General features: G+C 43.7%; 16 protein-coding genes. 3 read left to right on the forward strand and 13 right to left on the reverse strand.

What is annotated here, in order from left to right; all coding sequences use genetic code 11:
* Positions 1 to 146: 146 nt before the first annotated feature.
* The 10 genes from FW774_RS07825 to ubiE form a co-directional block, all read right to left on the reverse strand.
* Positions 147 to 1,628, reverse strand: a complete 1,482-nt coding sequence (locus FW774_RS07825) for a sulfatase (protein WP_149347613.1) — start codon at positions 1,626 to 1,628, stop codon at positions 147 to 149.
* 210 nt (positions 1,629 to 1,838) lie between these two features.
* A complete protein-coding gene (locus FW774_RS07830) occupies positions 1,839 to 2,531 on the reverse strand; it encodes an SIR2 family NAD-dependent protein deacylase (protein ID WP_149347614.1) in 693 nt (230 codons plus the stop codon).
* Between the two features lie 271 nt (positions 2,532 to 2,802).
* Positions 2,803 to 3,609 carry a DUF6089 family protein gene (locus FW774_RS07840; RefSeq protein ID WP_149347616.1) on the reverse strand — a complete coding sequence of 269 codons (807 nt, stop codon included), beginning with the start codon at positions 3,607 to 3,609 and terminating at the stop codon, positions 2,803 to 2,805.
* A gap of 9 nt (positions 3,610 to 3,618) precedes the next feature.
* Positions 3,619 to 4,500: an NAD kinase gene (locus FW774_RS07845; protein WP_149347617.1), complete on the reverse strand. Its 882-nt coding sequence runs from the start codon at positions 4,498 to 4,500 to the stop codon at positions 3,619 to 3,621.
* Between the two features lie 31 nt (positions 4,501 to 4,531).
* Positions 4,532 to 5,194: a CBS domain-containing protein gene (locus FW774_RS07850; protein ID WP_149347618.1), complete on the reverse strand. Its 663-nt coding sequence runs from the start codon at positions 5,192 to 5,194 to the stop codon at positions 4,532 to 4,534.
* Positions 5,191 to 5,955, reverse strand: a complete 765-nt coding sequence (locus FW774_RS07855) for an alpha/beta fold hydrolase (RefSeq protein ID WP_149347619.1) — start codon at positions 5,953 to 5,955, stop codon at positions 5,191 to 5,193. The genes FW774_RS07850 and FW774_RS07855 overlap by 4 nt, the downstream gene beginning before the upstream one ends.
* A 96-nt stretch (positions 5,956 to 6,051) precedes the next feature.
* Entirely contained in the window at positions 6,052 to 6,498 is a 447-nt protein-coding gene (locus tag FW774_RS07860; protein ID WP_149347620.1) for a GatB/YqeY domain-containing protein, read from the reverse strand.
* A gap of 90 nt (positions 6,499 to 6,588) precedes the next feature.
* A complete protein-coding gene (locus FW774_RS07865) occupies positions 6,589 to 7,347 on the reverse strand; it encodes an SDR family oxidoreductase (RefSeq protein WP_149347621.1) in 759 nt (252 codons plus the stop codon).
* A 64-nt stretch (positions 7,348 to 7,411) separates the two neighbouring features.
* On the reverse strand, positions 7,412 to 8,200 hold the full coding sequence (locus FW774_RS07870; RefSeq protein ID WP_149347622.1) for an outer membrane beta-barrel protein: 789 nt from the start codon (positions 8,198 to 8,200) through the stop codon (positions 7,412 to 7,414).
* Positions 8,197 to 8,928 (reverse strand): bifunctional demethylmenaquinone methyltransferase/2-methoxy-6-polyprenyl-1,4-benzoquinol methylase UbiE, encoded by a 732-nt coding sequence (gene ubiE / locus FW774_RS07875; protein WP_149347623.1) that lies wholly within the window; start codon positions 8,926 to 8,928, stop codon positions 8,197 to 8,199. Before ubiE ends, FW774_RS07870 begins: the two co-directional genes overlap by 4 nt.
* Before the next feature lie 80 nt (positions 8,929 to 9,008).
* Here ubiE and FW774_RS07880 point away from each other — a divergent pair, with 80 nt between their 5' ends.
* Complete coding sequence (locus FW774_RS07880; RefSeq protein WP_242457764.1) at positions 9,009 to 9,932, forward strand: YihY/virulence factor BrkB family protein; 924 nt, start codon at positions 9,009 to 9,011, stop codon at positions 9,930 to 9,932.
* A gap of 117 nt (positions 9,933 to 10,049) precedes the next feature.
* A complete protein-coding gene (gene yihA / locus FW774_RS07885) occupies positions 10,050 to 10,652 on the forward strand; it encodes a ribosome biogenesis GTP-binding protein YihA/YsxC (RefSeq protein WP_149347624.1) in 603 nt (200 codons plus the stop codon).
* A gap of 37 nt (positions 10,653 to 10,689) precedes the next feature.
* Here yihA and FW774_RS20865 read toward each other — a convergent pair whose 3' ends face one another.
* The 3 genes from FW774_RS20865 to FW774_RS07895 are packed head-to-tail and all read right to left on the reverse strand — an operon-like array spanning position 10,690 to position 11,326.
* A complete protein-coding gene (locus FW774_RS20865) occupies positions 10,690 to 10,860 on the reverse strand; it encodes a DUF86 domain-containing protein (protein ID WP_410522731.1) in 171 nt (56 codons plus the stop codon).
* Positions 10,857 to 11,027 (reverse strand): DUF86 domain-containing protein, encoded by a 171-nt coding sequence (locus tag FW774_RS20645; RefSeq protein ID WP_242457765.1) that lies wholly within the window; start codon positions 11,025 to 11,027, stop codon positions 10,857 to 10,859. Before FW774_RS20645 ends, FW774_RS20865 begins: the two co-directional genes overlap by 4 nt.
* A complete protein-coding gene (locus tag FW774_RS07895) occupies positions 11,024 to 11,326 on the reverse strand; it encodes a nucleotidyltransferase family protein (RefSeq protein WP_149347625.1) in 303 nt (100 codons plus the stop codon). Before FW774_RS07895 ends, FW774_RS20645 begins: the two co-directional genes overlap by 4 nt.
* Positions 11,327 to 11,603: 277 nt before the next feature.
* On the opposite strand from FW774_RS07895, the gene FW774_RS07900 reads away from it, so the two are divergent.
* Positions 11,604 to 12,455 carry a UbiA-like polyprenyltransferase gene (locus tag FW774_RS07900; protein ID WP_149347626.1) on the forward strand — a complete coding sequence of 284 codons (852 nt, stop codon included), beginning with the start codon at positions 11,604 to 11,606 and terminating at the stop codon, positions 12,453 to 12,455.
* Positions 12,456 to 12,479: the final 24 nt, after the last annotated feature.

The raw sequence follows: 12,479 nt of genomic DNA on the forward strand, positions 1-12,479 counted from the left end.
AAAGAAAAAGAAACCGGGCTATGCTTCTCATCTTGTCTTTTGCTGCTATGCTCTTGTTTCTCTTTTGATAGTTCTGCCTGCAAATTATGATCTATCAGCCATTTTCCACCTTTTTACCGGAAGCTCTGCATTGAAACAACTGAACTTTATTTGCCAGATTTTCTGAAATTGATTTCACAGGGCTCACAAGCAGCGGGAAGACGCCTCCCCATTCCTTTAGCTCCTGTCAGGTCATCACCCAGATCTGCACGGTACCGGTTAGCCAGTGCATTAAGCTGCTTTACAATATCAGGATGCTGCGCCTTTACATCGATGGTCTCACCGGGATCGATCGCTAAATTATAGAGCGCCTCTGGTTGTTTTACAGCGGCAGTAAGGCCCCGTTCCCCATCATTACCCGGAGGATATACCTTGTAGCTTTTAAATTCATGCGGAAAAACCAGCTTCCACTCATCTTTCCGGATAGCCTGCAGGTTATTACGCCTGTAATAATAAGCAAACTCGGTGCGGGGATCAGCACCGGGCTTATTCAGCAATAAGGGTAAGATATCTACTCCATCGATCTTACGTTCCGGCAGTTTTGCATTACAAATTTTTGCAATGGTTGGCAGCAGATCAATGGCGGCGGCTATCTTATTGCAAACGGTACCGACCGGTATATGTCCCGGCCATTCCATAACGCATGGTACTCGTTGCCCGCCTTCAAACGAGGTTATTTTACCTTCACGCAAACCTCCGGTATTGCCCGCCCAATTGCCGTAATTTAACCAGGGACCATTATCGCTGGTAAAAATGATCAGGGTATTTTTATCTACTCCGGCTTCCTTTAAGGCCTGCTTTATCTGCCCGACAGACCAATCAACTTCCTGCATTACATCGCCAAAAAGACCAGCTTTACTTTTTCCCCGAAAGGCCGGCGAGCAGGCTATAGGTACGTGCACCATAGCATGTGCCAGGTACAGGAAAAACGGACGGTCTCTATTATCTTTTATGAATTTGCAGGCGTATTTTGTGTAGTCTTGTGTCAGCTCACCCTGATCCTGCATGGTATTGATATGCTTCACTACGTTGTTTCCTTCGTATAACGGCAGCAAAGGATAACGATACAGCTTATCAGCAGTATCTGTGATCAGCTTTCCGTTGCGGTCTACCGGCCACATATCGTTAGAATAAGGAACGCCGTAATATTTATCAAAACCATAGCTGAGCGGAAGATACGGTGGTAATCCGCCAAGCCCCCATTTCCCAACCATACAGGTTTGATAACCGTTTTTTTTCAAAAGCGATGCAATAGTTTCTTCCCGGGGATTCAGCGCATCTTTTGTCCAGGGACCAAATGCGCCATACATCCCTATCCTGTTAGGATAACAGCCCGTTAATATTCCGGCACGTGATGCAGTGCAAACCGGCTGAGCGGCATAGAAATTGGTAAAACGCATACCATTGGCCGCTATCTGATCCATATTGGGAGTTGAATATCCGATACCACTGGCAAAAGCGGGATCCCCATAGCCCATATCGTCCATCAGAATAAGAATAACGTTAGGCTGCTCTTTAGCATTAGCCGACAGATGAACCGTCAGTATGACAATCACTATTCCGAGGATGAGTTTGATGGGCTTTCGCATGGATTTATAAATCGGTATGGTGTTAAACAGTTATACAAAGTAGCGTAAAGCCACATTAAATAACAACTATTTGTTAAGTTAAAAGTTGAATCCCGTATCCCGAATCATTCCTCTCGGGACAGACAGTACGGAAAAATCCTGATTATTCGGGGTTAAAAGTTAAGCCAAATGAAATGCCGCTTCAGCGCAGAAAATGTAAAGAATCATGCTTTAATCGTTCCGGTCGAGCAATTCACGCACTATTGCCGGAACGCCTGTCACGGCCGGTTGCTGTATCACCCGGAGTTCAGGGATGTGATCAATGCCTGGAACTACCGGATCAATCAGTATTTTTTCGGCCCGAACAGGTACCACGTCTGTTAATCCCGCGGCAGGATATACTTGCAAGGATGTACCGATCACCATAAAAATATCGGCCTCTGCCGCTATGCGTGCGGCTGTTTCAATCATCGGCACAGCTTCGCCGAACCACACTACATGCGGCCGCAGCTGCGAACCGAGCTCGCATAACTCGCCCATTTTAAGCTCCCAGCCGTCTATCGGATAAGTTAGCCGGGGATCTTTTGATGATTGCGATCGTGTAATGATACCATGCAGATGAACAGTATGCGACGAGCCGGCCCGTTCATGCAGATCATCAATATTTTGTGTGATAACGGTTACGTCATAACCGGCTTCCAGCCCGGCCAGGGCAATATGTGCCGCATTGGGTTTTGCCTCCAGCACCGCCTTGCGCCGCTGGTTGTAAAACTCCTGAACCATTTCCGGGTTACGCTGCCAGGCTTCGGGCGTAGCCACATCGTACACATTATAACCTTCCCACAAACCTCCGGCATCCCTGAACGTTTGTAAGCCGCTCCCGGCAGAGATGCCGGCGCCAGTTAATACCACGACCTTTTTCATGACGGACATAATATACGAACAAAAATAGCGATGGAAATGCCTTATTGCTATTTTTTTATGAAACTAAAATGATCTTAGTGGAGAGTGGACAATGGAGAATGGACAGTGGAGAGTGGACAATGGAGAATGGACAATGGACAATGGACAGTGGACAGTGGACTGGTGTAAGGCACAATACGCAGGTGAGAAACAAGACTATAGATGCAAGAACCAGGACGGGGGTACAACGAAGCTCCATATTCCGCCAGTCGACGGAAGTGGGGTGAGGCTTCTAATTCACCACCGGGCATTTTTGGGTTACAAACGTGTAGGTAATACCTATTACGGTAAAAAAATAGGTATCGCGTTTCCGGAAATCGCCACGCTGGGTAAGCGGAGCTCCGATATGATTTACTGATGGATCCGACAGTTTTTTTCTGATTGCGGTTAGCTGTGGCGCTGTACTTAATAGATCCGCAGTCGGGTATCTTCCGCTTACATCATCCAAATAGTCTGTATATGCTGTACGATAACCGATCTCGCCGGAGAGCGACCATTTACCGGCTATGTTATATTTTATACCTAACCCATAAGGTACGGTCAGCGTATAGTTGCGGTAAGGATTTTCTACAGATTGTCCCTCGGTTCCGAGATATCTCAATTCATATTCCCTGCCATCCATTCTGGTTTTAGGATTAAAAAATACCCCTCCTACTCCTACAAACAGGTACGGTGTATATATTTTCCGGCTCATGGAGGGCACATATTCAAAAAAATTGAATACCAGTTGAAGGCTTGCCTCTGTAATTGGCGAATAAAAGCTGAGGTTACGCTGGCGATACTGGGCGTTATCAGAAAGTGAATCGGCAGCTTGTATTTTACCGTGGGTAATGCCCAATTTCAAACCCCATATCGCGTTAAAGTTATATTGGATCATGCCACCAAAAGCCAGGTTATTCAGTTTATACGGTTTTACCGGATTAAGATCGCCCATGTACCCTGCGCCGCCGCCAAACACACCAAGCTCCCAGGTTTGAGCAGAGCAATACAGGCAGCAACATAGCAGGATTCCGGTAAGCAGCGGACTTTTAACACGCATCAGCTTTATCTAATAATTGCGGGTATCAATGCCCCAAAGCAATTTGTTTCTTAACGTAGATAAATAACTTTCATTATTTAAGCGTACTAAATTAATTGTAAAACCGGCTCGCTGCACGGTTATTTTAGCGGTATTGTTAATAATTTCGGTACGCGAATCGCATGACAGCAGGTATTTGGAACTGCGGCCTTCTATCTCAAAAGTAAGCACATTTGAGCCGGATAAAACCAATGGACGTACGTTAAGATTGTGCGGCGAAATTGGCGTAATAATGATATTATCTGACTGCGGCAGCACAATGGGGCCGCCGCAGCTTAACGAGTAAGCCGTTGACCCGGTTGGTGTGGCTACAATCAGTCCATCGGCCCAGTATGAATTTAAGAATTCATTATTAAGGTAAGCGTGAATGATCATCATGGCCGAATTATCACGCCGGTGTATGGTAATATCGTTTAACGCGAAATTGGCATCGCCAAATAAACGGGGCGATGATTCTACGGATAGCAGAGCCCGCTTATCTATAGAAAACTGGTTATTTACCAGCATTTTTACGGCTTCGGCAATATCTTCCTTTTTAACGCTGGCCAGAAATCCCAGACGGCCAAGATTAATTCCCATGACGGGGATACCCGAATCACGCACCAGCGCAACGGTATCCAGCATAGTACCATCGCCGCCAAGGCTCAAAAGTACATCAACATGCCCTTTAATATCCTGGTAGCTTTTAAACACATTTACCTTACCGGGAAAAAATATCTTACCGGATATAAACTGGTTAAAATCGTGATAAACGGTTACTTCTGCCTGATGCTTTGCCAGCGAATCAAATACATGCTGCACAAACGGAAGCACGCTTTTATTAAATTCCCTGCCATATAATGCAATCTTCATTTCAGATACGTGTTGCGGATTCATCCGGTGACTAAAAACTCAGGTAATTCATCAGCTGGTCGTAACGGTCGGAACTTCCATCATCAGTCCGGATATTGTTATAGGTGGCTACAACCGTATAGTCATAACGCAAAAATGTAGCGATAATGGGCGATAAATCGGTGCGGTTAACTTTTAGCGTTACCTCAAGACGTGTAGAGTCGGGAAACGACTGGATATACGAGCTTAGTATCTGTGCATTGTTTGATTCTACCACCTGGGCTATATGCGCCAGCGAATTGCTGCGGTTACCGATCTCAAGCACGATAATACCTCCCGGCTCTTTGACCGACGTTATGGTAGCAATGTGCTCCATCATGGTGTTAATGGAAATAAGTCCCAGGTAGGTATTGGAGGAATCGGTTACAGGAACAACGGTTAGCCGAAGCTCATAAAACAGCCTGATAACATCATACACATGCTGGTTCTGGTAAACAAATGCGTTATGTAATGAAAGGCTGAGATTTCCAATAGGTTCGGTATAGTCTGCTACTTCAATTAAATCGTTATCCGATACCAATCCCAGCAATTGCTCACCGTTAACAATAGGCAAATGGGCCACCCTGAACTCGGCCATACGGTCAAGTACCTTCTGAATAGTGTCAGAAGTTCTTAATGGCGGTATAGCGTCGCTTATCAGGTTACCTGCTGTCATTTTAATAATACCCGGTCTAAAAACTTGTGTAAATATTCATTAAATTCCTTCGGATGCTCCATCATGGGTGCATGTCCGCATTCGTCGATCCAGTTCAATTCGGAGTTTGGCAGCAGCTCATGAAACTCCTTAGCCACTTCCGGCGGCGTAACCTTATCGTTTTTTCCCCATATCAGGCATACCGGAATGGTAATTTTATGTAATTCCTTAGCCATATTATGCCTGATGGCCGATTTTGCCATAGCGAGGATACGTATCACCCGGTTACGGTCGTTAACGGTTTCAAACACTTCATCAACCAGCTCTTTAGTAGCAATAGCCGGATCGTAGAACGTGTATTCTACCTTCTCCTTTATGAAATCATAGCTCTCCCTGCGGGGAAATGAACCACCAAACGAATTTTCATACAACCCTGAGCTACCGGTAAGAACCATTGTTTTTACATCCTGCGGGTAGGTAATAGCCAGGATCAGGGCTACATGCCCTCCTAGCGAATTGCCCAGCAGGTTTACCTGCTCTAATTTTTTATACTTAATGAACTTGTGCACATGCTTGGCCAGACTTTTCACGCCTGTTGTCAGCAAAGGCAGCTCATAAATAGGTAACATGGGGATAATTACCCGGTAATTTGCTTTAAACTCATCAATAACATCATGCCAATTGCTCAGGGCGCCCATCAGGCCGTGAAGCAATAGCAAAACCTGTCCTTCACCTTCTTCTATATACTTAAAACCATTTTCTTCTTTAATGCTATACTCCATATTGCTGGTGAATTCTATAATATTTTACCGGCATTTTACCTGCCGGATAAAATTAGTTTTTTATGTTGGATTGAAAAGAATTGCCGGCAATAAATATCAGCTTAATAATTCTTTTACAACTTCGGATATGGTTCTGCCATCGGCCCTGCCGGCAAAGGCTTTATTGGCCATTCCCATAACCTTACCCATATCTTTTATACCCGCCGCCCCGGTTTGACTGATGATCTGTTTTACCTGCTCCGCTATTTCTTCGCGACTTAACTGTTTGGGCAGGTAACTTTCTATAACAGCCATTTCTTCGGTTTCTATTTTATAGAGATCTTCGCGATTTTGCGCCTTGTAAATATCCGCCGATTCACGACGCTGCTTTACCAGCTTCTGTAATACTTTGATCTCTGTTTCTTCGGTAATATTCTCTGAAACGCCTTTTTCTGTTTTTGCCAGTAATAAGGCTGCTTTTATGGCACGCAGGCTACGTAGCTTAACATCGTCTTTAGCCAGCATGGCGGCCTTAATATCGGTATCTATTTTTTGTTGTAACATTGTTTGGTTTGTTAAATTGTTATGTGTTGCGAGTTACGTGTTATGGGCTAAGATCCTCGTAACTGGTAACTAATAACACGTAACTCGTATCTATTTCTTATTCCAGTTTGTTGCGTTGGCCTGTGCTGTGGGCATGATCAGCATATCGTTAATATTTACATGCGGTGGACGCGAAACGGCGTACCAGATGGCATCGGCAATATCGGCCGCGACCAATGGCTCATAACCTTTGTAAACGGCCTTTGCCCGTTCTTTGTCGCCTTTAAAACGCACCTCCGAGAACTCTGTTTCTACCGCCCCGGGATGAATGGCGGTTACCCTGATCCCGTAAGGCAACAGATCGATGCGCATAGCCTGGCTCAGCGCATCTACAGCGTGCTTGGTAGCGCAATATACATTTCCTTTGGGATAAACTTCCTTGCCCGCAATAGAACCGATGTTTACAATATGTCCCTTTTTCCGCCCGGTCATCCAACCTGAAACTATTTTGGTTACATACAGCAAGCCTTTTACATTGGTGTCTATCATGGTGTCCCAATCGGTCACATCGCCTTCATGTACCGGGTCTAACCCCTGACTTAAACCGGCGTTATTGATCAGCACGTCAATATTTCGCCATTCGGGTGGCAAATTATTCAGGTTATCATGAACGGCATTACGATTGCGTACATCGAAAGCGGCTTCGGCTATTTCAACGTTATACGTTTTGTTTAATTTTTCCGCCAGGCTTTTCAACCGGTCTTTTCTCCGGCCAGTTAAAATCAGGTTATATCCGTTAGCGGCGAAGAGCTCTGCACACGCTTCGCCAATGCCAGATGTAGCGCCGGTGATCAATGCTATTTTAGACATAAGCAGCAATTTTAATCGAAATTACGATAAAGCTGTAAGTTTTTATACCCTTTTTTGTTTTAGTTTATTCAAAAAAGAGGCTGAATTGAATGTTGCGGAGAAACAGCTTATCCAGCGGTTTGGAAAAAGGCTGGTCTTCGGGCTTTAATACACTGTTTATCGATTGCGAAAATTTGAGCTCGGGCGTCATTTTAAAAAATTCAAAATACAAGTCGAAGCCTACACCTACTTCATACGACAATATGTGTCGTTGATTTTTAACATATTTTTCTAACCAATCGTTACCACTATCATCCAGCTTTTTCTTTGAAACAATATCAGTTGAGTACTTGATTCCGGTTAAAAAATACGCCCTGAAATTCATCAAACGGTTCGATTTTATTTTTAGCCCTAAAGGGAAATCAACCATGGTAGATGGTACTTTTTTAGTAAGAGGATTCTCTTCAAGGCTTACATAAGTGTTAGGTTCCGGTACCCCTGGATCTGTGTGAGGCCCTCCACTATTGGGATACTCATAATACAACATCCTGTCGGCAAATGACAAACCCGGTGTAAAACGGATATCGGCATTTTCACCCAGACGAAAATTAACCACAAAACCCAGCCCAAAGCCTGTCGCACTTTTGGAATAAATACTGTTCAGCGAATCGGTAATATATTTTCCTGGGATATCCGGGTTCGGATACGGATTTCTCCAATCTGTTTTCTTCAGTATTTTGTATTCTGATGAGATATACTGAAACATAAAGCCAAAGTGCAGGGCCTCGTCATCCACTCCCCCGGCCCAGTTCTGGGCGTTTGCGGCAAAGCCGGATAATAACAAGGCATAAACTGCAATGAGACGTTTCGTCATTTAATACCGGTATAAATCGAACAAATTCCAAACGCTAAAGGTCTGGATTTGGTATCGCGATACCCTATTTTATTCATTAAAGCCGTAAAATTTTTGCCATCGGGAAATGCCTGCACTGATTCAGGCAGATAGCTGTAGGCGTTGCTGTCTTTAGAAAACAGCTTGCCGATGGCGGGCGTAATGTAATGGAAATAGAAATTATACAACTGTTTTACCGGGAACACTTTAGGCTTTGAAAACTCTAAAATCACCGCTTTTCCGCCGGGTTTTAATACCCGGAGCATATCGGCGAGGCCTTTTTCCAGGTTCTCGAAATTGCGGACGCCATACGCAACCGTAACTGCATCAAATGTATCGCTGTCAAACAGCAGCTTTTCGGAATCGCCTAAGCGAACTTCAAATTTATCTGCCAGATTGCGTTGTTTAATTTTCCGGGCTGCAATGTCCAGCATTCCCTGCGATATATCCACCCCGGTAATTTTTTCGGGTTTCAATATCTTCAGTGCTTCAAAAGCGAAGTCGCCGGTGCCGGTTGCCACATCCAGTATGTGCTGTGGCTTATTCTTTTTCAACTCGCCGATAGCCTTTTTACGCCAGATGATATCAATACCCAGCGACATAAAATGGTTCAGGAAATCGTATGTTTTAGAAATGCTGTTAAACATGCTGGCTACCTGCTCTTTTTTGGTAGCCTGCTGGTTTTTGTAGGGAGTTACCGGTGTTGACATTGGCACAAAGATAGCTATCGGGTATCAGATTACAGTAAAAATGATAACCTTTGCGGTTGAAACATTGTTCGCGTTAACGTATGAGCCGGCAAAAACACCACATCAATAAAGTATCCGAGTTACTCATGCTGATGCGTAAATCGGTGACCGAATTGCAAAAAAACGATCCGTTGCGCATGGCCGGCGCCACCGCCTTTTTTGCCACGTTTGCCCTGCCTCCTATGCTGATCATCCTGATACGCCTGTTTGGCCTTTTTATCAACAGGCGGGTTTTCGTGAGTGGTTTATTTGCCCGGTTACCTTCTTTGTTAGATAACTCGAGCGTGTTACAGGTAAGGGAGACCCTGCGTAATATTCGCTCCATCAATCAGCAATGGTATTTGGCATTAATCGGGTTTATATTCTTCCTGTTTGTAGCCAGCACACTGTTTAATATCATTAAAAATTCACTGGAACAGATCTGGAAAATCGCGTTACGAGGCAAAAAAAGTTTCGCGTACACGCTGAAATCACGGGCAACGTCTATTGTTATTCTTATTCTTGCCGGATTTTTATTTGTTATTACCCTGCTTACCGAAAGCATACGCACTTTATTTGGAAATTACGTGGAGCAACTGTGGCCGGTGGCCGGCAAACTGCTGAATGGCATTGCTAACGAAATACTTTTCCTGGCAACCGTTTTGATCTGGTTTACGGTCTTGTTCCGCATGCTCACTAACGGACGTCCGCAATGGAAAATATGCTTTGCAGGCGGCGCTTTAACGGCTTTCCTGTTCACGATAGGCAAATATATTGTTCGGTATTTACTGGCACTCAGCAATATCGGCACTATTTACGGCACATCGGGCTCTGTAGTATTGATTATGCTGTTCGTGTTCTATTCATCCATTATTTTTTATTACGGAGCGTGCTTCGTTAAAGTACTTAGCGATCATAAGGCTTCGCCAATAGTGCCGGTTGAGGGTGCTTTTAATTACGAGATCCAGGAAGTGAACGCGGACTGATTGCAAAATCAAAAGTCAAAAGCTAAAAGTTAAAAGTCAAAAGTCAAAAACAACAACTAACTATAATATGAAACCACACATTTTTTACTTCTGAATTTTTACTTTTGAATTTGAGATATGATTATTAAATCCGCCGAATTTGTTTGCAGTAATACCCGAACCGATAAATTACCCAACCCGGATTTGCCTGAATATGCGTTTATCGGTCGTTCCAACGTAGGTAAATCATCCCTGATTAATATGCTTACGCAACGCCGCGGACTGGCAAAGACCTCGCAACAACCCGGAAAAACGCAATTGATCAATCATTTTATCATCAATAAAAACTGGTACCTGGTAGACCTTCCAGGATATGGTTATGCCAAAACATCTAAAAGTAACCGCGAAGAATGGGAACGTTTCATCCGTTATTACCTCAAAAACCGGCAAAATTTGCAATGCGTTTTCGTACTGATAGACAGCCGCGTTGAACCTCAGAAGCTTGACCTTGATTTTTGTGCCTGGCTGGGCGAGCACGGTATTCCTTTCGTTATTATCTATACCAAAGCCGATAAACAATCGGTGGTAAAAACTGACCAAAACGCTGCAAAATTTCGCAAAGCGATACTAAAGCAGTTTGAGGAAATGCCACCGGAATTTATCAGTTCATCCGAAACCAAACGGGGCCGCGAGGAAATTTTAGGGTTTATTGAAGAGGTGAATACGAGGTTTGGCGGATAGCTAATGGTTCAGATTCTTTACTTTTAACGCTATCTATTCACATCTTTTCCATATAAGATTCGATTTCTGCTTTTAACACAGGAAGATGATTAACCACTACATTCCATATAATAACATCGTTTACATTATCATACGCATGAATAACTTTATTTCGTAAATCAACTATCTGCCTCGCATAGGAAATCAGGATATCTGAATTTAACTTCAGTAGCTTATTACTGCCTCTCCAATAATTTCCAGTTCCCTTTCAACAGATCTTCGTTTGGTTTTATTATTTTTATACTCTTCATAAATCCGACGACCCTCTAAATGTTCATCTATAGAAATAATGCACTGCAAAACATCTGTAAATAGTTTTTTCTCCTCAATTGTCATAATACCGGAATCTTACTACGATTTATACTTTCAATAAAATACGGATTAGTAATAGTTTCCTCTGCTACCAGCTCTACTTCTCTTTTTAACAAATCCTGTAAGGAATAAAGCAAACTAAAATAGTTATTACTATAGGTGGTAAAATCTATATCATCGGTAAACCGGATGATAAAATCCACATCGCTATCGGGCTGCATCGTACCATTTGCTGCACTTCCAAATAAATACGCCTTTTTCACATTATGCTGCTGCATAAGATCGCGAATTTGGGAAAGATTACTCTGAATGATTTTTTGCATACTAAGCTTACAGTCTTTAGCAAATTTACTGAATCATTTTGATATTGGCTGATAATTCAGCCGGGTGCAATTCAAATTGTCGCCGGTTGGTGGGGACACCAACCGGGGCGGAAACCGTGGGCGGTGTCCCCACCGCCCACACGAAGCAAGTAATGCGACAATTTGAAATGCACCCATTCAGCCCCCATAATGAAATAGATTTTCTGCTCTAATGTCTAAAATCTGACATCTCAAATCTAACAAATACGCTACCTTTGCACTGCAAAACAAGCGTTTCATGAAGAAATATTTTTCCTTGATATTATTTGCGCATACCATCTTTGCCATGCCGTTTGCGTTTATTGGTTTTTTTTTGGCAGTTACCACCACCGAATACACCTTTAACTGGATGAAGCTGGTATTTATGATCTTATGTATGGTATTTGCCCGTAATTCGGCGATGGCGTTTAACCGCTACCTCGACCGCGATTTCGATGCAAAAAATCCACGTACGGCCAAGCGGGATATTCCGGCCGGGAAAATATCCGCGAAAAACGCCTTATTTTTTACGTTAACCAATTGTGTGTTATTTATTTTAACCACCTGGTTCATCAATCCGCTGTGCTTTTACCTCTCTCCGGTTGCCCTCGCGGTGGTTTTAGGATACAGCTATACCAAACGTTTTACACCATTATGCCACCTGATATTAGGCATTGGTTTAGGATTAGCTCCGCTGGGCGCTTACCTCACAGTAACCGGTCAGTTTGCATGGCCGCCGGTTCTTTTTTCGCTGGCAGTAATTTGCTGGGTCAGCGGCTTTGACATTATTTATGCTTTACAGGATGATGAATTTGACAAAGCCCATTCACTCTATTCCATTCCGGCCTGGCTGGGACGGAAAAGAGCCCTGCAAGTATCCGTACTGTTACACGTATTATGCGTAATATTCGTTACCATACCTGTATTCCTGGTTCACTTGGGAGGCTTCTATATTGCAGGTATCCTGTTCTTTATCGGTCTGCTGATTTACCAGCATCGTTTGGTTAAACCGGATGATTTGAGTCGAGTGGGACTTGCTTTCGGTACCACCAACGGCATTGCCTCGGTAATTTTTGCTGTATTCTTCCTGCTCGACCGGCTGGTGCAATAACGAATTATGAAACTGTTGAATAGC

Origin of the sequence: Pedobacter sp. BS3, from assembly GCF_008274585.1 — a bacterium.
In the GTDB taxonomy this organism is placed as follows: Bacteria; Bacteroidota; Bacteroidia; order Sphingobacteriales; family Sphingobacteriaceae; genus Hufsiella_A.